The sequence below is a fragment of the Vibrio sp. HI00D65 genome, from assembly GCF_001635455.1.
Taxonomy (GTDB): domain Bacteria; phylum Pseudomonadota; class Gammaproteobacteria; order Enterobacterales; family Vibrionaceae; genus Vibrio.
On the sequence record NZ_LWEH01000035.1, the window covers coordinates 1 to 25767 of the forward strand.

Annotated in this window: 22 protein-coding genes and 3 pseudogenes; 14 read left to right on the plus strand and 11 right to left on the minus strand. The window is 44.2% G+C overall.

Features of this window, described 5'->3' with window-relative positions:
- Positions 1 to 132: 132 nt before the first annotated feature.
- Positions 133 to 588, plus strand: coding sequence for a methylglyoxal synthase (locus A3712_RS06355; RefSeq protein WP_004740283.1), 456 nt, complete (start codon positions 133 to 135; stop codon positions 586 to 588).
- A 92-nt stretch (positions 589 to 680) separates the two neighbouring features.
- Here the strand turns inward: A3712_RS06355 and A3712_RS06360 are convergent.
- Both A3712_RS06360 and helD read right to left on the minus strand, forming a co-directional pair.
- Positions 681 to 1015 (minus strand): annotated as a pseudogene (locus tag A3712_RS06360) (VOC family protein).
- Positions 1016 to 1116: 101 nt separating this feature from the next.
- Positions 1117 to 3192 carry a DNA helicase IV gene (gene helD / locus A3712_RS06365; RefSeq protein ID WP_063522754.1) on the minus strand — a complete coding sequence of 692 codons (2076 nt, stop codon included), beginning with the start codon at positions 3190 to 3192 and terminating at the stop codon, positions 1117 to 1119.
- Positions 3193 to 3369: 177 nt separating this feature from the next.
- Here helD and yccS point away from each other — a divergent pair, with 177 nt between their 5' ends.
- The 5 genes from yccS (at position 3370) to A3712_RS06390 (ending at position 8985) form a co-directional block, all read left to right on the plus strand.
- Entirely contained in the window at positions 3370 to 5538 is a 2169-nt protein-coding gene (gene yccS, locus A3712_RS06370; RefSeq protein WP_063522755.1) for a YccS family putative transporter, read from the plus strand.
- A gap of 347 nt (positions 5539 to 5885) precedes the next feature.
- The gene (locus A3712_RS06375) at positions 5886 to 6071 is read left to right on the plus strand and encodes a hypothetical protein (RefSeq protein WP_063522756.1); all 186 of its coding nucleotides are present in this window, start codon (positions 5886 to 5888) and stop codon (positions 6069 to 6071) included.
- A gap of 121 nt (positions 6072 to 6192) precedes the next feature.
- The gene (locus A3712_RS06380) at positions 6193 to 6528 is read left to right on the plus strand and encodes a hypothetical protein (protein ID WP_063522757.1); all 336 of its coding nucleotides are present in this window, start codon (positions 6193 to 6195) and stop codon (positions 6526 to 6528) included.
- Between the two features lie 208 nt (positions 6529 to 6736).
- Positions 6737 to 7999 carry a hydroxymethylglutaryl-CoA reductase gene (locus A3712_RS06385; RefSeq protein WP_063522787.1) on the plus strand — a complete coding sequence of 421 codons (1263 nt, stop codon included), beginning with the start codon at positions 6737 to 6739 and terminating at the stop codon, positions 7997 to 7999.
- 74 nt (positions 8000 to 8073) lie between these two features.
- Complete coding sequence (locus A3712_RS06390) at positions 8074 to 8985, plus strand: LysR family transcriptional regulator (RefSeq protein WP_063522758.1); 912 nt, start codon at positions 8074 to 8076, stop codon at positions 8983 to 8985.
- Between the two features lie 27 nt (positions 8986 to 9012).
- On the opposite strand, the gene A3712_RS06395 is transcribed toward A3712_RS06390, so the two are convergent.
- From A3712_RS06395 to A3712_RS06410, 3 genes are all read right to left on the minus strand, one after another.
- Positions 9013 to 9927 carry a YjjW family glycine radical enzyme activase gene (locus tag A3712_RS06395; RefSeq protein WP_063522759.1) on the minus strand — a complete coding sequence of 305 codons (915 nt, stop codon included), beginning with the start codon at positions 9925 to 9927 and terminating at the stop codon, positions 9013 to 9015.
- Between the two features lie 24 nt (positions 9928 to 9951).
- Entirely contained in the window at positions 9952 to 11508 is a 1557-nt protein-coding gene (locus A3712_RS06400) for a YjjI family glycine radical enzyme (protein WP_063522760.1), read from the minus strand.
- 301 nt (positions 11509 to 11809) lie between these two features.
- Positions 11810 to 12391, minus strand: a complete 582-nt coding sequence (locus A3712_RS06410) for a class I SAM-dependent DNA methyltransferase (RefSeq protein WP_063522762.1) — start codon at positions 12389 to 12391, stop codon at positions 11810 to 11812.
- A 161-nt stretch (positions 12392 to 12552) separates the two neighbouring features.
- Here A3712_RS06410 and A3712_RS06415 point away from each other — a divergent pair, with 161 nt between their 5' ends.
- Complete coding sequence (locus A3712_RS06415) at positions 12553 to 13431, plus strand: LysR family transcriptional regulator (protein ID WP_063522763.1); 879 nt, start codon at positions 12553 to 12555, stop codon at positions 13429 to 13431.
- A gap of 10 nt (positions 13432 to 13441) precedes the next feature.
- On the opposite strand, the pseudogene A3712_RS06420 reads toward A3712_RS06415, so the two are convergent.
- Positions 13442 to 13792, minus strand: a pseudogene (locus A3712_RS06420) (hypothetical protein).
- A 290-nt stretch (positions 13793 to 14082) separates the two neighbouring features.
- Here A3712_RS06420 and A3712_RS06425 point away from each other — a divergent pair.
- Positions 14083 to 14979 carry a cation diffusion facilitator family transporter gene (locus tag A3712_RS06425; protein ID WP_063522764.1) on the plus strand — a complete coding sequence of 299 codons (897 nt, stop codon included), beginning with the start codon at positions 14083 to 14085 and terminating at the stop codon, positions 14977 to 14979.
- Positions 14980 to 15013: 34 nt separating this feature from the next.
- Here the strand turns inward: A3712_RS06425 and yddG are convergent, their stop codons facing one another.
- Both yddG and yjjG read right to left on the minus strand, forming a co-directional pair.
- Positions 15014 to 15943 (minus strand): aromatic amino acid DMT transporter YddG, encoded by a 930-nt coding sequence (gene yddG / locus A3712_RS06430; protein WP_063522765.1) that lies wholly within the window; start codon positions 15941 to 15943, stop codon positions 15014 to 15016.
- A 183-nt stretch (positions 15944 to 16126) separates the two neighbouring features.
- Positions 16127 to 16801, minus strand: coding sequence for a pyrimidine 5'-nucleotidase (yjjG, locus tag A3712_RS06435; RefSeq protein WP_063522766.1), 675 nt, complete (start codon positions 16799 to 16801; stop codon positions 16127 to 16129).
- 215 nt (positions 16802 to 17016) lie between these two features.
- Between yjjG and A3712_RS27680 the strand changes: the two genes are divergently transcribed.
- Together A3712_RS27680 and yiaY are read left to right on the plus strand one after the other, a co-directional pair.
- Complete coding sequence (locus tag A3712_RS27680) at positions 17017 to 17193, plus strand: hypothetical protein (protein ID WP_197465793.1); 177 nt, start codon at positions 17017 to 17019, stop codon at positions 17191 to 17193.
- A 239-nt stretch (positions 17194 to 17432) separates the two neighbouring features.
- Positions 17433 to 18581, plus strand: coding sequence for an L-threonine dehydrogenase (yiaY, locus tag A3712_RS06440; protein ID WP_063522788.1), 1149 nt, complete (start codon positions 17433 to 17435; stop codon positions 18579 to 18581).
- A gap of 308 nt (positions 18582 to 18889) precedes the next feature.
- On the opposite strand, the gene A3712_RS06445 is transcribed toward yiaY, so the two are convergent.
- Entirely contained in the window at positions 18890 to 19324 is a 435-nt protein-coding gene (locus A3712_RS06445) for a YccF domain-containing protein (RefSeq protein ID WP_004740303.1), read from the minus strand.
- 234 nt (positions 19325 to 19558) lie between these two features.
- On the opposite strand from A3712_RS06445, the gene A3712_RS28615 reads away from it, so the two are divergent.
- Positions 19559 to 19684 carry a hypothetical protein gene (locus tag A3712_RS28615; protein WP_269451412.1) on the plus strand — a complete coding sequence of 42 codons (126 nt, stop codon included), beginning with the start codon at positions 19559 to 19561 and terminating at the stop codon, positions 19682 to 19684.
- 98 nt (positions 19685 to 19782) lie between these two features.
- Here A3712_RS28615 and A3712_RS06450 read toward each other — a convergent pair.
- Positions 19783 to 20859: pseudogene (locus tag A3712_RS06450) on the minus strand (threonine aldolase family protein).
- 304 nt (positions 20860 to 21163) lie between these two features.
- Here A3712_RS06450 and A3712_RS06455 point away from each other — a divergent pair.
- The 3 genes from A3712_RS06455 to A3712_RS06465 all read left to right on the plus strand — a co-directional run bounded on the left by A3712_RS06455 (position 21164) and on the right by A3712_RS06465 (position 25441).
- Positions 21164 to 21781 (plus strand): NAD(P)H-dependent oxidoreductase, encoded by a 618-nt coding sequence (locus tag A3712_RS06455; protein WP_063522767.1) that lies wholly within the window; start codon positions 21164 to 21166, stop codon positions 21779 to 21781.
- Positions 21781 to 23703, plus strand: coding sequence for a monovalent cation:proton antiporter-2 (CPA2) family protein (locus tag A3712_RS06460; RefSeq protein ID WP_063522768.1), 1923 nt, complete (start codon positions 21781 to 21783; stop codon positions 23701 to 23703). Before A3712_RS06455 ends, A3712_RS06460 begins: the two co-directional genes overlap by 1 nt.
- Positions 23704 to 24217: 514 nt before the next feature.
- A complete protein-coding gene (locus A3712_RS06465) occupies positions 24218 to 25441 on the plus strand; it encodes a DUF819 family protein (protein ID WP_063522769.1) in 1224 nt (407 codons plus the stop codon).
- 78 nt (positions 25442 to 25519) lie between these two features.
- Here A3712_RS06465 and A3712_RS06470 read toward each other — a convergent pair whose 3' ends face one another.
- Complete coding sequence (locus tag A3712_RS06470; protein WP_063522770.1) at positions 25520 to 25765, minus strand: hypothetical protein; 246 nt, start codon at positions 25763 to 25765, stop codon at positions 25520 to 25522.
- Positions 25766 to 25767: the final 2 nt, after the last annotated feature.

Genomic DNA, 25767 nt, shown 5'->3' on the forward strand with positions numbered 1-25767 from the left:
TCGGCAATAATTTGATTGCCGATTCATTGTCACCTTCTGAGTTTCGGCCGGTATTCAGTGTGAATCCATAGTGTTATATTGAGCTAAGCACTCATAAAAATAAAAATACGAACGATAATTTAGGGAAAATTCATGCAAAAAACAACGCGTACTATGCCAACGCATAAACATATCGCTTTAGTCGCTCATGACCACTTCAAACCTGAGCTACTAAGATGGGTAAAAGAGAACAAAGAGAAGCTACAAAGCCACTTCCTTTATGCGACTGGTACAACGGGTTCTCTGCTGAGCAAAGAGACAGGTTTAGCAATCAAAAGCATGATCAGTGGCCCAATGGGTGGTGACCAACAACTTGGCGCTCTGATTTCAGAAGGCAAAATCGACATGCTGATTTTCTTCTGGGATCCACTTAATGCCGTACCACACGACCCTGATGTAAAAGCACTACTGCGTATCGCGAGTGTTTGGAACATTCCAGTTGCAACCAACCGCGCGACTGCGAACTTCCTTTTCAACTCCTCAATGCTAGAAGAAGAAGTGATTATCGAAATTCCAGATTACGAAGCGTATCTGGCTGAGCGTACCTAGTTCTCGTTAAGACAGACCAATACGTCACAGACTAAAAAGCCTGCTTAATCGCAGGCTTTTGTTTATCTGAATATAGAAGTTCTGAGAAGAGGCTATTTGTCACTCCAGACTGCCATTTCATTGCCACTTGGCTCTCTAAAATGGAAACGTCGACCACCAGGGAAGCTGAATATGTCATGATTGATCTCCCCGCCCGCACAAGCACATCACGTTCGGTCTGTTCGAGATCTTCACTGTAGAAAACCATCAATGCCCCGCCCTTTCCTGCATCTGAAGACAAATCAGCCAAGTAGAAACCGCCCATTAACCCTTTACCTTCAAAAGCAGAGTACTCAGGCCCATAATCTTCAAAGCGCCAACCAAACACTTGGCTAAAAAACGCCTTGGTCGATGCAATATCTTTCGCGGAAAATTCGATGTAATTGATTGAGCCATGTTCCGTATGTGTGTCCTTCTACTTTATGTCTGAGAATTAAATACAGCGACAGCAACTTGAGCTCTTAATCAATCGACACACCATCTAAGTCGCTACTTCTTACGAACTACTGGGTAGTCAGAACCATGCAGTTCTTGTACGAAGCCTGAACCATCGCCGCTGTGCGTGATCCATACTTTCTCTTTGGCCCGAGTCATCGCCACGTAAAACAGGCGACGTTCTTCCGCATATGGGAACACATCTGACGATTCAGTCAATGCACCATCAATATGCAGTTGCTTCTTCTTCGCTGGGAATTGCCCTTCATCCACGCAAAGGATAATAACGAAGTCTGCTTCTTTGCCCTTACTGGCGTGACAAGTCATGAAGTTGATATCAATAGAGGTGTAGATCTTCTTCCAGTCTTCCAACAACTCAGGTTTATGGTAGTGATTGCGGCCAAGCATCAACACCGACTTGTTGGTTTTACCTTTAGATTGGCGGTTAAGTTGATCAAGGATCTTCTCAACCTCTTTACTTGGCGCACTGTAGACCGCCTTTTGTTTCTGTTGCTTGAAGCTGTTTAGTTCTTTCGGCAACTGAATTGGGTTTTCTTGCACAAAACGATTCGCCACAGCACCTAACTGATTGTTGAAACGATACGTGGTGTCTAGGTGATGAATTGTCGAGCTTGCGAAACGATCTTTAAAGCCTGTAGTTAAATCAACGTCTGCACCCGCAAATTGGTAAATAGATTGCCAATCATCGCCCACGGCAAAAATAGAGGCTTGGTGTTCGGCTTTAGACTGGTTACACAGCGCCTCAACCAAAGCAAGACGATCAGGAGAGATGTCTTGATATTCATCGATCATGATGAACTTCCAAGGCGAGATAAACTTACCTTTTTCGACGTACTGAGTCGCACGGCTGATCATGGTCGAGAAATCGATATGGTTCTCTTCTTTCAATGCCTTCTGCCACGCCGTCACACAAGGCCAGCACAGGGATAGCTCGCTGTTAAGACGAGTGTAATCACGGTGATCGATAAGCTGCTGCTGCACTTCTTTCTTGGTTAAGCCTGATGCGTTCAACTGTTCCAGTTGCTTTTCAAGCCAGCCAATTAACTTAAGGTTTGAAACGTGGCTGCCTAGCTCATCATCACCCGTTAGGTAAGCAATTGGCCATTTAGATAAGTGTTTCTGCCAACGTTTGAAGTTGGTCGGCGTCATCCAGTGCTTCTTCAACCAATCAATGCACCAGGCTTGGCGCTGATTGTCATCTAAAGCAAGGGGAGAAATTACCACACGTTCGGTTTCAACCTCATTCAAGATCTTCAAACCCAACTGGTGGAAGGTATTCACTTGAAGCTTCTCAGCCGACAACCCAATTTTGCTGTAGAGGCGCTGCTTCATCTCTTCGGCCGCTTCACGACCAAAGGCAAGCAATAAAAGCTCTTCAGCTTGCGCTTGGTGACTTTGCAATAAGTAAGCGACACGCGCTGTCAGAACACTGGTTTTCCCTGAGCCCGCACCTGCAAGAATCAGGTTGTGGTCATCGTTCATTAAAACCGCGTATTGCTGTGAAAAGTTCAACGGCGATGACTCACATTGAGCAAACAAGACTTCCCAGTTTTTTCTCTCTGTCTCCAGCCATTGCTGGTTTCTTTCCACTTGCTTAGCCTCTGTGTCAGACAACCACGGCTGCAGCCTTGCGATGCGATTTGGCATACGCTGCGCAGCTTCGTCCAGCGTCATCGTCATACTCTCTAGGCCAGAGTTAACCGTCTCAACCCAAGTGTTTACTTTAGAATGAGGAAGAAAAGCTGGAAGTTGCTCTAACCGTAGAAGCTCAGCTTCCCATTGAGGCACGTGTTCGGCTAACTGCTCGCATAGTGTGTCGTGCCACTTCTGGTATGCCGCCACCGATGCGCGTGCAAATTGACGACACTGGTCCCAAGGTAGACCTTGAACTAACCAACTGCGCTGATTACCGTCTTGTTGGTTAGCAAAAAACTGTAACGATCCCCAAAACAGTCCGCGTTTGATCGCGATCTTTCCACTCCAAATAGTAAATGGGATACGTTCCTCACTGCCTACTGACGACAACAGCAGACGTGAACCATCGAGTTCAACCTGATGGTATTCATTTTGAATAAAAAATTGTGCAGTCTTGTTAGCGCTTAGCTGCATTGGAGTGTGCTCTTAATTGGGAATATTGAATTTATATCATGATGCAATGAGAATTAATAATATCTCATATCTTATCGACGCTTTCATGACCACCTACGGACAATTATGGATAAGTATCAGATTCTTGTGCTTGATTTCTGTTAGGATTATGGTTTTTCGTGCGTCAAGCGAGTGACTGTGGAATTTTCAGCCAAACTACGCCTCTATTGGGCAAATAAAACCATAAATTACAGCGTATTAATTCTCATCACTCTGCTCGGTGTGGTGGTGCCTGCTTGGTATTATGGACAGAACACACTCATCACCCCTCTGATTCTTGGTGTCATCGCAGCCGCACTGGCGGAAAGCGACGATAGCTTTACAGGGCGACTCAAAGCCCTGACCTTAACCTTTATCTGTTTTGCAGTCGCTGCCTTTTCTATTGAACTGCTTTTCGACACGCCATGGCTGTTCGCGTTAGGTCTATTTGCATCAACATTCTCATTCATCATGCTAGGTGCAATCGGGCCTAAATATGCCAGTATCGCCTTTGGTTCTCTGCTAGTCGCCATCTACACCATGCTGGGTGCCCATGAGAGCACCAACTTATGGTTCCAGCCTTTGTTGCTACTAACAGGCGCAGCTTGGTACTACTTCATGTCGATGATTTGGCAGATTGTGTGGCCAATGCAACCTGTACAGCAGAACCTTGCCACAGTGTTTGACCAAATCGGCACCTACATGGAATCTAAGGCTGAGCTTTTCTACCCTGTTTCTGACCTTATTCCGCAACCACACCGTATTATTGCAGCCAAATTAAATGCGAGTACAGTGAACGCGCTCAACATGTGTAAAGCAACCCTGCTTACCCGTTCTAAGCGCGGACACATTGATGGCCCTAGTGACCGCTTCTTAAATACTTATTTCATCGCGCAAGACATTCACGAGCGTGTAAGTTCGACCCACTATCGTTATCAAGAGCTTGCTAAACACTTTGAACGCTCTGACGTGCTGTTTCGCTTCAAATACTTACTTGAAGCGCAGGCAACGGCATGTAAAGAAGTTGCGAGCTCACTACAAGTTGGTTCTGAGTATCAACACGGTGACAAGTCTGTATTGGCACTAGATGAGCTGATGTCTTCACTTAACCATCTACACCAACAGAATAAACCCGAATGGAAACCGCTGCTAAACCAACTGGATTATCTGTTCAATAACCTAGCGACCGTTGAGAAGCAGTTATCTAACATAAGTAACCCAGATGCAGAAAAGCTAGAAGAAGATGTATTGGACGACACAAACCCGCATACGTTGTCGGCAATGTGGCAAAAGATCAAAGCCAACCTACATACTGACTCTATGCTGTTTCGCCACGCGATTCGTATGGCAATCACACTGACACTTGGCTACGGGATCATCCAGGTGTTTGAGATTGAACGCGGTTATTGGATCTTGCTAACAACACTGTTTGTTTGCCAACCCAACTACAGTGCTACCCGCCAAAAGCTGACTGCTCGTGTTATTGGCACCGTTGCTGGTTTGTTGATGGGTGTTCCACTGCTCACCTTCTTCCCTTCTCAAGAAAGCCAACTGGTCTTCATTGTGATCAGTGGCGTGATGTTCTTTGCGTTCCGCATCAATAATTATGGCTTCGCGACAGGATTCATAACCCTATTGGTATTGTTCTGCTTTAACCAGCTTGGTGAAGGCTACGCTGTAGTTCTGCCGCGGCTGGCAGATACCTTCATTGGTTGTGCTCTGGCGGTATTGGCTGTCGTTTATGTGTTACCAGACTGGCAATCAAAGCGACTGCATAAGGTAATGGCTGACGCGCTCGATGCCAACAAGAACTACTTGGCACAAATCATCGGTCAGTATCGAGTCGGCAAGAAAGACACGTTAAATTACCGTATCGCTCGTCGCAGTGCGCACAACAACGATGCGAATCTGACCGTGGCGATCAGCAGTATGTTAGTCGAACCAGGGAAATATCGTACTTCTGAAGATGAGAGTTTCCGATTCCTAACGCTCAACCATGCCCTATTAAGCTACATTTCCGCTCTAGGTGCGCATAGAACACGTATCGACGACGAGTCGACACACAAGCTCGTTTTAGATGCTCACCGTGTCATCCATGAGCACCTCGACGCGCTCAATAATCAGCTTTACTCTCACTGCGAACAGTGTGAAGTCAAAAATACCTACGATCCTGATTTGGATAAACGTTTGAGTGAGTGGCGAGAAGAAGATGAAAATTCTGTCAGAATGGTTCTACAGCAGCTGCATTTGATCTATCGAATGCTTCCAGAATTGCATACGCTAGCAACCAAATTTGCAGTTAAAGTAAAAATCGACAAAGCGTTTTGATACGGACGCTTCTTGATAGAAGCACAAAGTACTGTAAAAACAGAAAGATAGTGACAATCGCTGCCTTTTGATCATTTGTTAAATTTGCAGGTTGCTCTGCCAATACCTATATTTGGATAGGGCAACTCCTCATCTAGCCTTACGGCACAAGGGATGAGTCGATTTTTACATTGTCATGACTTTCTGATTTTGATTGACCAAGCCTTAACTTTGCTTAACATTCCTCGGACAAAAAGCAACCACAGGAATTTATAGTTGTCTTAGTTCTAGAAAACGAAGAAATAAGTTTAATATTCGCTTAATCTTATTTGATTTCTGGTTACAGTAGACTATGCTCATTAGAGCATATGAAATTGCAGCAAGGTCACATTATGAATACTCAACAGTTTGAAACATTTAAACAGCAGATCCAACTTCTTAGCCCGGAGCAACTCAAAGCGTTGCAAGGCGAGATCGACGGTAACCTGGAAACAGATAAAGCAGCTCTGCTTACTGATGAAGAGCTAAACGCACTTAACGATCTCTTCAGTTAATAGACAGACCTCACTATTTTGGCTTAAGTTTATCCTTTTTTGGTAGTTCTTACCCGCTCACCATTGCGCTTAAAATATCGCCCACCTAGACTCTTCCCATACGTCAATTAAAGGTCCTGCTATGTCGATATCTGGTATTCAATCTGGTTACGCCATTATTCAGCAGTCTGCCAACATGGCTGAAGAAGCGGCGATCGAACTCAACCAAGCCTCAAAACATAATCAAGTCTTTGAACATGTGCCCGAGTCTGACGACGATGTAATCGAAGACAGCGATTTCAGCTTTAATCAAGTTGAACCTGAGCAATCACTTTCATTTAAAGAACCAGAACCTACTGCTTCTTCAAGCGATGCGTTGGTCAAATTAACGCAGAGTGCTAACTATAACCGTGTCGGTGCTAGCGTTGTGGAGCGCCAAAACGAAGCCATTGGCAGCTTACTCGACATCCATATTTAAGCCTTGCTGATCATTTGAGCTAGACTACAATCAAGTTCAATGATGGTTTCCAAGGGTTTGAAACCAGACAACTCAAGCATTTTAGAGGCTTTTCGATGTAATAAGCGCACAAACTGTAACTCATTATATCTGGCGCTTGTTTCTGGTTAATTACTCGGTAGAATCAGCGCAAACCAATTTGCTGCACAAACTTTACTTCATACTATTTATGCCAAAACTAAATCTGCATCGCCGCGACTATGTTTCTATTTTAGGGGGCGATATCTCCGCAGACGAATTAGAAAATAAACTCCAGCCTCATTTTGAAAAGCCGGCAAAGAAGCTGACACCTAGCCCTTACCTGACCGAAAAGAATGTGACACGCCGTTGGACGGCTCTCGACAACGCAGAATCACAACAAGAGCTACTCGACCCTCATACCGAAAGTCAGATGCAAGCCTATGAAAAAAACATCGAGTACTTCGTTGGCACAGTGAAAGTGCCTGTCGGTATTTCTGGTCCGCTGCGTGTAAATGGCCTATTTGCCCAAGGTGATTACCTAGTTCCACTGGCAACAACCGAGGCAGCACTTGTCGCGTCTTATAACCGAGGCTCTAAACTCATTAGTGCTTGTGGTGGTGCGAGTGCAATGTTGCTCAATGAAGGCGTCACACGTACCCCAGGTTTTGCATTCCAAGGTTTAGTTGAAGCTGGACAGTTTGTGGCATGGGCAGTAACTCAGTATGAGAAGTTTAAAACCTTAGCTGAATCTACCACCTCCCACGGCAAACTTACCAATATCAATATCAACATTGAAGGCAACCATGTTTATTTGGTGTTTGAGTTTCTTACGGGGGATGCATCTGGTCAGAATATGGTTACCATCGCGACCAATGCGGTATTTGAGTACATCATAGAACACACCCCTGTTAAACCAGACCACGCCTTCCTTGATGGTAACTTGTCGGGTGATAAGAAAGCGAATACCCAAACTTTGCGCAGCGTGCGAGGCAAAAAGGTAACCGCTGAGGTTAATATCCCAGCAGAACTGGTGGCTAAGTATCTACATACCACGCCAGAGAAGATGGTTCAGTTTGGTCAAATGACCACTGTGGGCGGCGCTCTTAGCGGCACTATCGGTATCAATGCCCATTACGCTAATGCACTGGCTGCACTTTACATCGCTTGCGGACAAGACGCTGCTTGTGTCTCAGAATCTGCCATTGGCATGACTCGCATGGAACTGAACAAAAAAGGCGGTTTATACGCAAGTGTAACGCTTCCTAACCTCATGGTGGGTACTGTTGGTGGTGGTACAGGCCTTCCAAGCCAAAAAGCGTGTCTTGATTTACTAGGTCTACACGGCAATGGTAAATCCCAAGCATTGGCTGAGGTTTGTGCTGCATTGTGTTTAGCCGGTGAGCTTTCAATCGTAGGTGCATTTTGCGCAGGCCACTTTTCACGAGCTCACCATAAGTTAGCTCGCAAATAACCTTTATTAATTTGGCTTGTTCGGTTTTGGTGTAAATTCAAAATCACAAGCCAATTTGAATTCGTGAGTCATAAATGGATTACTTACACTTATCGAGAGTGAGCCTTAAGCACCTCACTGCCCTACACATTATGCTGAATACCCATAGCGTGACTCAAACCTCTGAGCAACTCTATGTAAGCCCATCAAGTGTAAGTAAAACTCTGTCTCAGCTTCGTGAGTTCCTCAACGACGAGCTGTTCTTCCGAGATGGCACTAAGCTCATCCCAACGCCCTTCGCACTTCAAATTGCTCCAACGGTTCACGCGATTCTTTCCAGCATGAATGGATTGCTTCATCAGAAGAGCTTTGCTCCAGAGGAATATCAAGGTAGCTTTTCACTCTCGATGCGCGAGAGTACTTTTGAAGTATTCGCCTCTAAGATCAGCAGGATCACCACAGAGCTTGCTCCAGAGGCCAAACTTCATATCTATTCGAAGCAGCAGCTCGGGTTCGATGCTTTGCTCAGCGGCAAGGTTAATTTGATCTTATTGCCTCACGATATTTCCCAGCCACCGACCGACAACAAAGAGTTAGTGTGGGAAACGATTCTACCTGATGAGATGGTGTGCTTAATGGGAGCTCATCATCCGCTGGCACAACAAGAACTGACGGTTGAGGGCTACCTAGACTACAAGCACATTGGCATCTTAGATAATGAACTGTCACAGCCTTACTTCGAGCAAAGCTTAGTTCAACGCCATAAGCCGAGAGAGATGGCTATTTCGGTCGCTGACTTTGGTGCTGCAGCTGTACTCTGTCACAATACCCCTTTCCTGTTCACTTGTTCGAAACAGTGGGCTGAACATGCGAAACAAGCGCATGGATTAGTGAGTAAGCCACTTCCCTTCGATTACGGAAAAGTGGCATATAGCTTAGTGTGGAACAAGCCAAACATGAATGATCAGGCGATCAAATGGCTGTGTGACCTGTTTTTAGAAGCTTAACTCTTTGGTCAGTAAAGACCGAGAATATTAGGTATAAACCTCTGGCGTTTGCATCGGCCTCTGAACAATCGCATAGAGCTTGTCGCGGAAGCTTTGCATCTGTAGTTTTGTACACTTAGACCAATCCAACGCCTCTCCAATCACGCCGTGATGTTGAAAGGCATTGAGTCGAATTTGAACATCACTCGGCAACCCTTTTAAGTAATGCCCAACTTGCTCTATTTCGTCTTCAAGGTCGCTCTTGCCAGGAATATGCAAAAGCCTAACTTCGTGTAACTTCCCTTGTTCCGCTAGGTAATTGATGGTTTCAAACACACGATGATTCCCTCTTCCCACTAACCACTTATGGGTTTCTGATTGCCAAGATTTAAGATCAATCATCGCTCCATCAAGATAAGGCAACACCTTGTCCCAACCTTGTTTTGACAGCGAGCCATTACTATCAATAAAACACGTTAAATGCGCTAGCTGCGGATCGCTTTTAATTGCTTCAAATAAGTCAATGATAAACGGCAGCTGCATGGTCGCTTCGCCGCCCGAAACGGTAATACCACTCAGGAAGAACTGATTATGTCTCACAAGCTCTAGTACCTCTGAGATCGTCATCGTAGTGATTTTCGGACTCGATTTATGGCCACAAACATCAATACACTGATCGCAATCAGCGCAAGCCAGTGGATCCCATACCACTTTGCCACCAATAGTACTCAAAGCACCATTTGGGCACCCACTAACGCAGTCTCTACAATGATTACAGTAATTGATGGTATGAGGGTTATGACAGGTTATACAGTCAAAGTTGCATCCCTGTAGAAACAGCACAAGCCGATTTCCCGGCCCATCAACACAAGAAAAGGTCAGCACACGGCTGACCTTCGCTTGTTTTTCTGTCTTATTATTATTAACCCTAGCCATTTGAGTTGTTAGATCAGAAATTTTCATAGTTAATGTGATTCGAACACCAGGTTATTCGTACGTTGGCGACATCTCTAAACTTGCCACGCGCGGTTTACGCTCTAAGATGCCTGTATTTTTCGCCGCTTCAGTTCCTAAGAAAGTCGTGTTGGTGCGCGAACCTTCTTCGTCGTATTTAGCGATATCAGACAACTTAATTATGTAACCTGTCACGCGAACTAAGTCGTTTGACACAACGTTAGCGGTAAACTCACGGTAACCCGCTTGAATTGCGCCTTTACACAGGTTGAACATGGCTTCAGGATTTGACTTCACGGTTTCGTCAATGGTCAAAATGTCACTGATACCTGAGGTGTAGAATTTATGATGACCCGCAGTCGCACGAACGTAAGATACTGGGTCCGGCTCCGTACCATAAGGAATACGCACACCTGGAGTGACACCTTCATCTAAGCTGATACCACCTTGAGCATGCAATAGAACCTTGCCCTCTAGACCATATTTCACTTCAGAACTATCAACAATTTCGGCCAGTTTTTCTGAAATGAGATGTCCAAGCTGGTTAGCTTGTTCGTCATGACCATAACGCCCTGCTTTACCTTCTTTCTCCATCAAGATATTCACAGCTTCAGCCATACCGTAGATGCCGAACATTGGTGCAAAACGATCTTCCTCGATCAAACCTTCTTTCGTTAAAAAGCCCTCGAAGAAGTTAGATTCCTCATGCAAGAAGCGGCTGCGGGCATTCATCAGCTCAACCATGATTGCACTGTAGTGTGGTAACACTTGCCGTAGGAAATCGACACTGTCTTCAGACCTCAACGCCAATTGTTTCAGGTTCATACGTACCAACGTGTTTGAGCCACCAGCTAGAGGCAGAGAGTTGTAACAGCTCACGATGCCGAAGCGCTTATCACCGTATGCCGCAGCGTGTGCTGGGTAGTTAGCAATGTGTGGCTTGCTGCATTCACAAATATTGCTCGCAGCATGACGCAGCAGATCATCAGGTGTTATGGCTGGGTCGTACATAAAAGTAAGGTTTGGCGCAATCTGCTTGAGTTCAGCATCAACTCGCAAAATAGTACGACAGATGATGTTGTCTGTTGGGCCGATATTCACATGCATGAACGCATCTGGCAGTGTGCGGTCTAGCATGATCCAGAATAGTTTTAGCTTTTGATAAACCTGCTCTTCAGTTAAGTCGCCAACGAAAGGCATCAACACATCATCCAATTGGCCTAAGTAAACCGGAATAGATGTGACCGACGGGACGTGATGGTAAAGGATGGTAAGCATGTTCAATGCTTCATCGAAATTAGTTGCCGCGCTAAGCTCTAAATACTTTGAGCCTTGATGTAAGTATTTAGAATAATCAGGAAGCACATAGCGTGGCTTAAATGGAGCATGACCTTCAAACATGTCACATAGCACGCCTTGTTGTAAGGCTTGTTCTACTTCGTGACATATCGGCATATACGGTAGGCTCGCTTCAGCTTCTAAGGCAAGATAGATCGACTTCTGTTTTGGCGACAGGTTGGCATCTGAAATGATATTGCTAAAGCGCTGTTGTTGTTCTGAAAGTTGTGGAGAAGCAGATTGGTGGCTCATGATTAAACCCTTAGCATTGTTATGGGCTTATTCTATATCTGACGATTTAGTTTCCACTAATGAAATCTATGCAAAGCTACATTTCCAAAATGGAAATGATATGTTTGTAATTAATGTTCTCAAATGCCCTGAAATCACACGTTTAAAACACAAGTTGTTGAAGTTACTAGAAATAGAAAACCCACATAACTGGCACTAAGACCGTTGATGTGGGTTCGGTTATTTATGTTTTAATTTGTTTGCTAAAACGTGCTTTGGATTTTAGTTCTCGCCAAACAGCTAGCCACGAGCTTCAAATGAACTACTTACGCCCAACGCCCATCAGCACTTTTAGCTTGCCTTGTGGGGTATCAACGGAGAAAGGTGTCGATACTTCAACGACAGAAAACCCAGCAGCACTCAATACGTTCTTTGAACGTTCAGGGCTTACGCCGTAATCATCACTACCGTTTTCTAGACACCAGTCCCAGTGAACAAACGTGCCATCGTTCTCGAGTAGCGTATAAATCAGGCTTACTGTGTCTTGTAGGTTCGGGATAAATCCACAAACCGACGATGCGACCACTAGATCGAACTGATTTCGGAATGCTGGATGCTGAGCTGCAAGCCCGCGCGATAGAATATCAACAACCGGTTCAACGTTGGATAGCTCTTTCTTATCTAGCTCTTCAATCATCCCTTCAGACATGTCGAGTGCGATGATCTCTTTTGCTAAAGGAGATATTTTTTGGCTGAGTAGTCCTGTACCACAACCAAAATCAAGAACACGGGTTCCGTTTAAATCAACGAGCTGTGTTAACTGGTCAAATACGGACTGTGCGAATACTGCGGTCGCAGGATCTTTATCCCAATCAACGGCGTACTCGTCCCATTGTTTCGCCATCATGGCCTCCATCTTTACTTCTTGTAGGTTCGGAACCTGCCCAGAGTAAACTAAATTAGTCAATTCGTCATAGAGTTATCATGCAAAGATGGACTATTTCTAAGATAGTCAGCACAATATTCATATAATATGCACCAACAACCGCTCAATCTGGAAACGAAATGAACCTTTCTCAAGTCCAAGCCTTCTGTTCTGTTGCTGATTTAGGGTCAGTATCTGAAGCTGCTCGCCAGCTAGAATGCAACCGAACCAAGCTAAGCATGTCGATCAAAGCCTTGGAGAAAGAGTTAGATGTAGAACTTTTCGTACGTAGTGGCAACCACGTCGAGCTGTCTGAAGCAGGCAAAGCCATCTATAAAGATTGCGAAGGAATGTTGGTGACCGCTGCGCGTATTAAACAAACCTGCCTCCATGTTTCTGGTGAGTTCAACGCCGAGATATGGATTGCTCGCGATGATTCTCTGCCCGATGAAATGTGGCAAGATTTATCTCACACGCTGAATAACAAGTACCCTTCTACTTCTTTCAACTTCGTTCTAGCATCGAGTGGTGACTTAGCTAACCTCGTAGAAACTCAACAAGTTGATTTTGCATTCGGCGTTGATTACGAACGGGTAGATGACCCACGAATCATCTATAACCCGCTTGGTAAGATTCGAATGATGTCTGTGTGTAAGAAAGGACATGACCTGAGCGCAATGCGCCGCGTCTCCGACGAAGTGCTAAGAAATTCGATGCAAGCGACCATGGTCTATCTCAACGAAAAAGATAATCCAGAGCTTGAGCCCTTCTCTCGTCGTTACATTGGTTTCTCTAGCTTTGACTTTATGCTGGATACGATCTTGCGTGAAGACGCATGGGGCGTAATGCCAGAGCCACTTATACGTCATCTGCTGCGTGAGCAAGAATTAGCAGTGATCAAACACACCTACGGCCTAACTCAAGAAGATTACTGCATGTTTACGGCAGCAGGGATGGCTGAACACCCAGGTATGAACTGGCTCGCGGACCAGCTGAGTGATTACCTATTTGATTTCTAATTGAGGCTAGTTAGAAGACCATTACGTGATCCACTAGATAGCGTCCGTCTTCTTCAACTAACACCATTTCAGCAACGAATTCGCCTTTGGCAATGGTGTACGCTTGCTTCCATATAAAAGCAACGGAATCAGAACGCCTAAACACCGCAACAGGTTCGCGCTCTGCAAAAAAGCCGTTGCTGTGTTGATAATGATGACACACATTTTCTAAATACTCAGACGTCACTATATCCTTCATTCATTGAGTAAAGTCGCGACAATTTTGGGCATGATCCACATTGGTTGAGCCCTCCATCAAATTATCCATAATAGGGTTAGCGATTGCCCAAAAATCGCTGTCGAGAATACCATCAAACTTCATCGCCATCCTTTCTTTCCCACTATCTCAAGCGCTAATGCCCTTCACCGAGCTATAAAACACCGCTCAAATATGTGTTTTATTAATGATAAGCGATCTTGATTCAGTTGCACACTAGTCCCCGAAAACAGTCATCGCCAATTTTACTGACACCTACAAATTAATGTAAGCAACTGAATTAAAATGAATAATATAAAAAGCCATGTTCTTTAACATAAAAATCATCAGATAAAGTTTGAAAATCTCGCTCAATATTAGAACAATAAAATTATCAAAAACATCTGGAAAATATTATGTGTGACAGGAAAAGCCAAAACGAAAATCGAGTTCTATTGTTCTCAGCCCTTTTAGCATCAGGCTTCGCTTTTGGCGGATTAGTGTTGGGTCTTCTCGTTGGCTCTCTGGTCATAGTATTTGACGGCGTCTACTCTCTTATTAGCTTACTGCTAACTTTATTGTCACTAGCTGCCTCAAAATACATTAATCGCCCTTCTGATCGTGAATTCCCGTTTGGTCGTGCGATCATCGAGCCTATCGTCATCACGATTAAAGCCGCTGTCATTTTACTTGTGGTTGGTTATTCACTGTACTCAGCGATTGGCGCTTTGATGACAGGCGGTCGTGAAATTGATGCTTCTATCGCAACTCTGTTTGGTATTTTCAACGTATTGGGCTGTGGTTATGCGTGGTGGTATATCGCTAAAAAGAGTAAGAACATTTCATCAGGCTTGATTCAGGCTGAGTCTAAGCAGTGGCAAATGGATACACTATTGAGTGTCGCGGTAACAACAGGTTTCGTCGTGGCTTGGTCAATGACATTCTCGCCGTTCGCAAAATACGCCGTGTATGCCGACCCAATGATGATGTTGCTGATGTCTTTCTACTTCATCAAAGTACCGTTCGATATGCTAAGAGAGGCTATTCGTGAGCTACTAATGATGTCTGCAAACAAAGAAATTTGTGACGCGGTAGATAAGAACGTTATCGCGGTAGACAAAGAAGCAGAACAAGACTTGGAGCTAATCGGTGTGACTAAGGTTGGTCCTGAGCTAAGAATCAACGTTGATATTCATACCAACGACCAACAAGCGATTGCGATTGATGATATTGAACGTACGCGCCGCCAACTGCAGCGACGCCTGTCTAAGATGCCATATGAGCTTCAACTGACCCTCAACATCGCGAGCTAGTTCTTACCCAGCAATCGGTAGATAAACGCAATTGCTATTGAGATTGAACCTCTTCAGAAGCCGACAGCTTAACCGTCCGCTTTTTTTCTCTTGTAACCCACCAGCAAGCCAGTGACCCAATCGTCACCATACATACCCCCTGCCAAAATGTGATAGTCAGCGTTAAACCTAAAATCATAGAAGAGAGTAAGGTTGCAAAAATTGGCGTGAAGTAAGACATGGTAGCAAGAAAGACCATGTTGCCTCCCAATATCGCGGTATTCCAAAGCGCGTAGCCCGCGCCCATGCACACACCAGCTAAAACCAAATCAATCGCGGCACTGCTAGTCATCGCCATACCGGTTTCACTGCTCAGTGCGTATTTGATCCACAAAGTAATCGCTGTCGCGATAAAGAACAGGACAATCGCATTCTGCCCTTTCGCAACTTTCTGAGTGTAGTTACAGTAAACCGCCCAGATAATCGCACCGAAGAACGCCATCGAATAAGTTTTAGGATTAGTCGCAATATTTGCCGCAATCTGTTCAACAGAGAGGCCTTGGTCGCCACTGATGCTCCAAGCCACACCAAAGAAAGCTAAAAAGATACTTGGGTACACCAGCCAATTTATCTTTTTATCGCTGAGTAATACCGCAAACAATACTGTCAGTGCAGGCCAAAGGTAATTGATAACCGCCATCTCTAAGGCTTGATGTCGGTTATTTGCCATGCCTAATGCCAAGGCTAGAAAGACCTCATAGCAAACAAATAGCGCGCCACCAATCAACAAATAAGACTTTGAGAAGCGTTTCGGCTTAGGTAACCCCATCACGCAAACCAAAAATAGTGAGCTCACTGTATAAAGGCTGGCTGCGCCGCCAATTGGACCTAATTGCTCTGACACACTACGAGACAACGCAATTAAACAGCTCCAAAGTAAAATGGCAGCGATACCGTAGCAGCTATGGCGATGAGATTTCAGCACACTTATTCCTTCTATTTGTTCTGAGTAGTTATCGTGGCAGCCTAAAGCATAAATACGCTTGAGTACTACAATCGAAAAGTGAAACCTGTAGAAATTAAGTAGCCGAGCACAGAATTGCACTCGGCTATTAGTGATCAACTAATAAAGTGATGATCAACGAATAAAGCTAAAGTTGGTTAGCCGTTACGCTAGCAGAAGTGCTTGCAGCTCAGCTAAAGACTTAACTTGATAATGAGGGTTAATACCTTCTGGCGTTGCCTTCTCCTCGCTGTTTAACCAACAGGTCTCGATACCAAAATCTAAGCCACCTAAAATATCTGAGTGTGGGTTATCTCCCACCATCAAAATGCGCTGCTTTGCGGGTAAGCCAACAAGCTTGTGTGCATGTTCAAAGATCTCAGCATCTGGTTTAGCGACGCCGACTTCTTCAGAAATGATCACATGCTCGAAGTAATCAGTCATGCCAGTACGCTCTAAACGGATCGATTGCAGCTCAGTGAAGCCATTGGTAATAATGCCCATGTTCACTTTGCCTTGTAACGATTCCATTAGCTCTTTGGCACCCGGAAGAAGAGAACAGATGTCCGCCATTGCTGTTAGGAATGCGCTGTTTAATTCTGCAGTTGTTGTTTCTAACTTTTCAGCCCAGCTTTCAAAGCGTATGTGCTTCAGTTGATCAGCCGTAATTCGGCCATCTTGATAGTCTACCCATAGCGGTAGGTTTACTTCTTGATAAACGGAATAATCCTGCTCGCTAAAATCCACATCAAAACGTGAGAACATTAGCTTCATTCCTTGAAAAGCGTCAAAGTGGAACAAGGTTTCATCCGCATCAAAGAATATCCAATCGTACTTCATTATCTGTCCTGTTATTCGCGCTATCGAGCGGTATTTATATTTTGTTATTTCCTAACCTCACGGTTAAGTATGCATTCTACTACCATTTTTGTGAGCCTGAATATAGTTCTAAGAATTTGTAGAAAACAAGCAACAAGTCATGATGTACCGCAAATTTTGCCACATATTAAATAAGTATCATAAAAGAAATACACAAACTGGTCCGGGGGGGTACTATGAAGCACTTCTTACCGTCATCCGTCATGCTCACCCCATTCCTGGTCAAATACTACGATGAAGAGCCACAAGAGGCGTCAGATTCGCCTGAGCAACCAGAAACTCAGACCGTGTGCAGTACTGATTCGATTCAAGAGCTAATAAATGAAGCACGTAAACCAGCACAGCCTGAATAGCCTTTTTTATTCATGGCTATAGAGCAGCATACTGACCCTAGTTCTATCAATCATTTTGCTATTCATTACGGGCAATATACACATCAGAGAACTACAAAAACGATTGCTATATGAGCTCCATCACAACCAATAACCAAAAAGTGGTAGCTCTGGTTCAAAGTTGTTCCAGATCAATAGGTGACCAGTTATTTGCCAACAAGATAGAGGCAACAAAAATCATAATTGACTGGAGTTTTTCAATGTCTAGTGCATTTTACATCCCTACAATCAACTTTATGGGTACCGGCTGTTTAAAGGATGCTGCTGATAGCATTCAGTCTCAAGGCTTTAAAAAAGGCCTTATAGTAACCGATAAAATCCTAAACCAAATTGGTGTGGTTAAGCAGGTTCAGGACCTTCTTGGCGAACGCGGAGTGGGTGCTGTGGTATTCGACGGCACTCAACCAAACCCAACCATCACAAACGTAAACGATGGCCTTGGGCTACTCACAAACAACGACTGTGACTTTATTATCTCTCTTGGTGGCGGATCTCCACACGACTGTGCAAAAGGTATTGCACTTGTGGCTTCTAACGGCGGCAAAATTGCAGATTACGAAGGTGTCGATCAATCTGAAAAACCGATGATTCCTCTTATCGCTATCAACACGACTGCAGGCACTGCTTCAGAAATGACACGTTTCTGCATCATCACTGATGAAGAGCGTCACATTAAGATGGCTATCGTTGATAGGCACACAACACCGCTTATTTCTGTAAACGATCCTGAGCTAATGCTTGCTAAGCCTGCATCATTGACTGCTGCAACGGGTATGGATGCACTAACACACGCAATCGAAGCTTACGTTTCTATCGCAGCGACACCAATTACAGACGCAGTAGCAATTAAAGCCATTGAACTTGTACAAGCACACCTACGAACAGCTGTAGCACACGGCGAAGACATTGAAGCTCGTGAGCAAATGGCTTACGCACAGTTCATGGCGGGTATGGCGTTCAACAACGCGTCACTAGGCTATGTTCACGCAATGGCGCACCAATTAGGTGGCTTCTACGACCTTCCACACGGCGTGTGTAACGCTATCTTGCTACCACACGTTCAACGCTACAATGCGCAAGTTTGTCCTGAGCGTCTGCGTGATGTTGCGAAAGCAATGGGCGTGAATGTTGAAGGTATGACACCAGAGCAAGGTGCAGAAGCAGCGATAGAAGCAATTGTTCAACTAGCAAATGACGTGAACATCCCAACAGGTATCGCGCAACTTGGTGCAAGGCTAGAAGACATTCCTACATTGTCTGACAACGCTCTGAAAGACGCATGTGGCTTTACTAACCCTAAGCAAGCGACTCACGAAGAAATCTCTGCGATTTTCGAAGCAGCAATGTAATCTAACGTTAAGTAAATTATAAGCCAACCAAAAAACGGGCTCATTTTCAGAGCCCGTTTTCTTTACCTGCCAGATACCAATCAAACCTCTGTTTTGAATAACCACAACTCAAGTTAAACATCATTAAAAGTCGCATTGTTGTAACTGCTTAGTTACAGTCAAATTATTGACACACAGAATGACAAACAGCTTCCATTGAGTCTTTGGATAGTTAGCACTTCATTATTGGCATCACTCGCTACCCACTACTCTGCTGTTGCAGAAGAAACGGATGATTGTCACAGTCAGCCAAAAGATAAACAGAAATCTTAACCTTTGTAATTTCTTACTCGTGCCGCTTCTGCTTCGCGTTTATCTACCACTGTTTTACCGATTGGTGCCAATGAGATAACCGCTAGCTTAAGGTGCTGAATCGCAAATGGAATACCGATGATGGTAATAAAGCACGCTACAGCCGACATGATATGACCAATGGCAAGCCAAATACCTGCAAACAAGAACCATATGATATTACCTATCATACCTAATGGGCTTGTCCCGATATCCATTTCATTGGTCAGTTCATCTCGAGAAATAGCCTCTTGACCAAATGGAAAGAACGAGAAATTACCCATAACAAAACACGCTCTACCCCACGGAATACCAACGATGGTTAGGAATGCAAGCAACCCAAAGAACCACCACGCCAACCCCATAAATACGCCACCGAACAGAAACCAAATGATGTTACCTATTGTTTTCATTCTGTATTCTCCAACTCTCTGAGTGCAATTTAATTACTATGCCAAATAAGGCAGTGCTTGTTTCAATAGGTTCATTATTGTTGAGCCTTTATGAACCGTTTATGAATCAACGCTATTTTCTGTGTTTGATGCACGCCACGAAACACTAAATCCACATAGGGCTCATTGAATTTATTTGATACCATTCAGTTCTAACTAAAGCGCAGACTAAACAACGAATTTAAGGTCGAAACTATGAACAATACAGAGCAGCCTAAAAAGAAAATGAAAAACTGGGTGCCTATCGTCTTCTTCGGAGTTATTAGCACCGTTCCAGTATTCATGTTCCTAGTCGACGTGTATATCAACCAGTATATGTAACACCCTAGCGCTATCTCTGTCTGAATGAATACAAGCAAGCCCGCTTGTATTCATTCTAATGAGCACTCCTCACCACATTCAATTCAGCTTCTCTGCACTCAAATCAGAGCTTCACTAATCAGGTCCAAGATATCGATCAGCTCATGATCTGGTAGATTTAGTAAGTTATCCCCCACATACCACTCAATCTTGCATTGATTCGGTAACTCACAGATCGCTGAGTTTCCTATCCATACTTTGTACTTACTAGCAATATTGTCTATTAAAGCAACCCCCGTCTTCGTAACTCACCGGTAAATAAAGATGAAACATGTTGACTTGCGGTTGTTGCGGGTTCACTTTTAGTTGAGGGTAGTCCAATGAAATTTGGTAGATTTGTCTCGTGTGTTCATACAAAGCAGGCATCTGTGCTACTCGTTGATCGAACTGCATAGATGCCGATACAACATAAGGCGTACGATGATAGACATTACCGCCTTGTCGTTTCATCCAAGCTGATGCCTTGGCTACAAACTCTTTATCCCCCAACAGCAGTGAGCCACCAAGTCCGTTTAGCCCCTTGTATAGAGAGACATAAGCACTATCAAATCCCTTTGCGATTTCACTGTAAGGTTTTTGGTAACATGCACCACACTCCCACAAGCGTGCACCATCCATATGCAGATGAATGGATTGTCCATTGCTATACTGCTTAATCGCTTCGAGTTCTTCCCATTCTGGTAGCTGACCACCAATTTCTCGCATCGGCAACTCGTAAAGCGCTGCTGCAATTTCATCTGGCCACGCTTTCAAGTCATCGACATTCCAAGTACGAAACACATTGCCCACTGGCAGCATATTAAAGCGGTTCTGGAGCTGATACCCTTGGCGCTCATGACGCAGAATATGACTCGATTCATGCATCGCAATCAGCGGGTTTCTTTTCTCTTGGCGGGCGATCTCTAACGCTGTTGGTTGATTCATGGTGCCAGTGATCACAAACACAGCCGCTTCATAACCAAGCAACTCTGCGACTTTGGTTTCAAAGCCTCCGATGAACTCACCATCCCCGTATGTATCGTGATGTATGTTGTGCTGTTCACCCCATTCAGCCATTTGAGCAAATGTTTGTGCCGGAGTCGGACTAAGTGACCTGAAATAAACAAATTACACTGTTGACGCAAGTCCATGCTCATACTTTTTCCTTTATTCATTGTTGTTCTATGTAGAGAGATTGAATTATTTACGTTCTCTACCAACGTTGACATAAAATACGCTGGTTCACTTTTATTATTCACGAATAATTAGTTTTACTTAGTCGTAGAGTGGAGGTGCGAGAAACTCCTAAATCAGAGCATGTTTTATATAATTAAACACTCGGTAAACCTATGTATCTAAACAGATAAGTATGGGCTAATTCGTTGTTCTTCAATCATTCTTCTATTATTGTATATCTATAATTCCAATAAGCATTATTCGTTAACGGACAAAGAGGGCTTTATGTCGAAAAATCGAGTCTTGGTGCTATTCGCCCACCCTTCTCAGCATCGCTCTGAAGCAAACAAACCATTATTCGAACAAGCCAAGCATATTGATGGCGTGACCTGTGTTGATCTCTATGCTGAATATCCAACTTTCAAAATTAACATCTATCGTGAACAGAAACGCCTGTTGGACCATGACATCATCATTTTTCAATTCCCACTTTATTGGTATTCAACTCCGGCAATTCTAAAAGAGTGGCAAGACCTTGTTCTTGAGTATGGTTTTGCCTACGGCACGGATGGCAATGAATTAGAAGGCAAAAGCTTAGTCTGTAGTATCACAGCTGGTGGTAAACAAGACGCCTACCAATGCCATGGCTACAACCATTTCACCATCAGAGAATTGCTTCACCCTATTGAGCAAACGGCCTCATTATGTGGCATGAACTATCTTGCCCCCTTCGCGCTATTTGGTTCACGTACCGCTCTGGAAGAAAACCGCATTCAAGAGCATGTCGACAACTATAAGTTTCTATTAGAGGCATTAGTTGCTGGCAAAGTGAACGTAAAAAAAGCCGGCAAGGCAGAAAAGCTCAATCACTACGTTGAAGATTTAAAAGCTGAGGTTAAATAATGACGGGATATTTTCTACAGGCATTTATTTACTTAGTCGCTGCTGTTATCGCAGTACCGATTGCTAAAAGGTTGGGGTTAGGTTCAGTACTCGGTTATTTGATTGCCGGTGTTGTCATCGGCCCTATCATTGGTCTTGTGGGTGAAGAGACAACTACAATTCAGCACTTTGCCGAATTCGGCGTGGTGATGATGCTGTTTCTAGTTGGCCTTGAACTTGAGCCTAAGATGCTATGGGCAATGCGAAACCGCTTGATGGGGCTTGGTGGCCTGCAAGTGGGAGGCACCGTAGCCATTGTAATGGGCATTGCTCTTGTACTTGGCCAACCTTGGACTATCGCTCTCACTATCGGCTTAATCTTTGCACTCTCTTCAACAGCAATCGTTCTCCAAACGTTCAATGAAAAAGGGCTATCAAAGACCGAAGGCGGTAAGAATGCTTTCTCGGTTCTTTTATTCCAAGATATTGCCGTAATTCCGATGCTGGCATTCATTCCTTTACTTGCATTGCCTGAGTTGGTTGCTTCGGCTGAAACCGCAGCACAAACCGTAGCACACCACGATGAGTTGAGTTTAGTGGCAGGCCTTCCAAGCTGGGCTTACGGTCTTGTGATTACGGCATCGATCGCGATTGTGGTCGTTGGAGGGCACTACTTAAGTCGCCCACTGTTCCGCTTCGTGGCAAGCTCCGGTTTACGTGAAATCTTCACAGCGACCGCACTGATGCTGGTCATTGGTATTGCTGCGCTGATGAGCCTTGTCGGTCTATCACCTGCGTTGGGGACTTTCCTTGCGGGCGTGGTATTAGCGAACAGTGAATTCAGGCACGAACTGGAATCGAACATCGACCCATTCAAAGGGTTATTACTTGGTCTGTTCTTTATCACGGTAGGTGCAGACATCGACTTTGGTGTTTTGTTCAACGACTTTGCACTTATCATCGGCCTAACAATTGGTGTAATGGCACTTAAAGCACTAGTACTATTCACCCTCGCGCTGATCTTTAAAATCAAAAATAGTGACCGTTGGTTATTTACACTGAGCTTGGCACAAACCGGTGAATTCGGATTCGTACTATTAAGCTTCTCTGCGCAAAACCACGTACTACCAGCTGACCTAGTTCAAACGCTATCACTAGTGGTTGCTCTTTCGATGTTCCTAACTCCAGGCCTGTTTATTCTGTTTGATAAGGTAATCCTGCCTCGTTACGAGCAAAAATCTAATGACCGTGAAGAAGATACCATCGAAGAGAAAGGCACTGTAATCATTGCTGGTATCGGTCGATTCGGTCAGATCGTTAACCGCTTATTGGTATCGAATGATGTTAAAACGGTGGTTCTGGACCATCAGGCTAACCAAGTAGATGTACTGCGCTCTATTAATATTAAGTCTTACTTTGGTGATGCGACTCGTCACGACCTATTGCACACTGCGGGTATCGAAGAAGCAGCAATGCTTGTTGTGGCCATCGATAATCAAGACTCTAGCGTGGAGCTCGTCAAATACGTGAAGCACACCTATCCTAAAGTAAAAATCTTGGTTCGTGCGTTCGACCGTGGTCATAGTTACCGCTTGAGAGAAGCTGGCGCTGATTTCGTGGAATCAGAAACCTACCACTCAGCACTAGAAATGGGCGCACAAGCCTTACGCTCGTTGGGTCATCATCCATTCTTCGTAGAGCAGCAGAAATCGACCTATCAACGTGTTGAAAGCCGTAAGTCTGAAAAGCTATTCAAAGCTTGGTCGGAAGCAGAAGACAATCCAAGGTACGACAACAACTATCGACAGATATTTATTCACCTCGAAGAAGCAATGAAAGAAGACATGAAGAAAGACCGCTCCGATAAGCACTCTCGCTCAGAGCGTGGTTGGACACCACCTCCAAAAGGTTATGCTGACGGTTTTGAGGAAGAGGAATCATAGACTTCGATTCCTAAACCTAGTTAAAAGCGGCTACTTAGCCGCTTTTTCTTTATGTATGGCTTCTAAATACCGTAAACAAGTGCTATTTATTGATGTGTAGATGGATAATAATCGCAATTAATGTGATCAGGTTATGATTTTTAATCTCATCCCTCTCTTCAAAAAGGATTTAACTTTTCACATTTTTGAAACATACCCACCACGCACAAACCTTATTAAAACTATGGTTTATATGCACTTATTTTAACCATACTTGACTCAGTTAAAATTCCGAGAACCAGTTTCAGGGCGTTGAAAACCATTGCATATATCAAAGTTGACCTTACCAACTACCACAAAAGCATTCACAAAACCAATATCTGAATCGTCTAATTCACAAATCAGAGCCAATCTAATTAACATAAATGTTTCAAAAGGCGTCTGTGGTTACAATTTGTAACGAATTGAAGTTATCGGTATAGTCCTGCCATCAAAAAAGTGAGACCTATGCGCTCACCTTAAAGGAGATATAATAATGATCACTAATGATGCCGTAATTATGGGCATGTTAGCTGTTATTCTTGGCGGTGTATTTATCACGGAAAGTAGCCAAAACAGCGCACTGAAAAAATTCTATTCATTCATCCCTGGCCTATTGCTCTGCTACTTTGTTCCTTCATTGTTGAACAGCTTTGGTATCATCGATGCGTCAAACTCAAAACTATACTTCGTAGCAAGCCGCTACCTCCTACCTGCGGCACTGGTTCTACTAATCATTTCAGCAGACCTACGTAAGATCTTTGGTCTTGGCTCAAAAGCCGTCATTATGTTCCTAACCGGTACCGCTGGTATTATCATTGGTGGTCCTCTGGCGATTCTAATCATCGACCAAGTAAACCCTGACCTAGTATCTGGCGACGTATGGCGCGGCCTAACGACAGTAGCAGGTTCTTGGATTGGTGGCGGTGCAAACCAAGCTGCGATGAAAGAAGTGTTCGAGGTAAATGATAAACTGTTTTCATCAATGATTACGGTTGACGTTATCTGTGCAAACATCTGGATGGCAGTTCTACTGATTATGGCTGGCCGTCAGAAGAAAATTGACGCATGGCTAAAAGCAGACACTTCTTCAATCGAAGAGCTGAAAGAAACGGTATCGAAATACCAAGAAGAAAACGCTCGCCCGACAACAACAACCGATCTCATGAAGATCGCTGGGATTGCCTTTGGTCTAACAGGCCTTGCTCACTTCTTCAGTGACCTAATCGCACCATGGATCTCAACGAACGCTCCAGAACTAGCAAAATACAGCCTAACATCTGGCTTCTTCTGGCTAATCGTTATGGTAACAACGTTCGCGTTGATCGCTTCGTGCTTCAAATCGACACGTAACCTAGAGCACAGTGGTGCATCGAAAATTGGTTCAGCGTTCATCTATATCCTAGTTGCTACCATCGGTATGCAAATGGACGTTACAGCAATCTTTGACAACCCAGGTTACTTCTTTATTGGTATCACATGGCTAACTATCCATGCCCTACTCATGATTGCGATGGCGAAAATCATTCGTGCACCACTGTTCTTCATGGCAGTAGGTAGCCAAGCTAACGTTGGTGGTGCAGCATCGGCTCCTGTGGTTGCAGCAGCATTCCACCCAGCATTGGCTCCAGTAGGTATCTTGATGGCCGTACTAGGTTACGCATTAGGTACATACGGCGCTTACATCTGTGGCCTAATCATGCAGGCTGCTGCGGGTTAATTAAGCTAACCTTAGCGCAAATTACCCATTAAACATAAAAGTCCGATATTGGTACGCCAATATCGGACTTTTTTATGTCTACAGATTAGTCATGATGTAATGAAAACAAGGAATAAAGATCATCTGTAGTCCCAAGAATGCCAACAGATACTGAAGAGTTTCATTTTTGGACTTCTCAATCTTTTTGTTCACATACGATTGAGAGACGGGTTCGATTTCATTAATCGATTCTTTAAATGCTTGGGCAAGTAACACCGCTCTCTTCTCTGGAACGTCTGCGTTAATCAGTGTATTAGATAATTTTATGACGTCTACTCGTACCATTT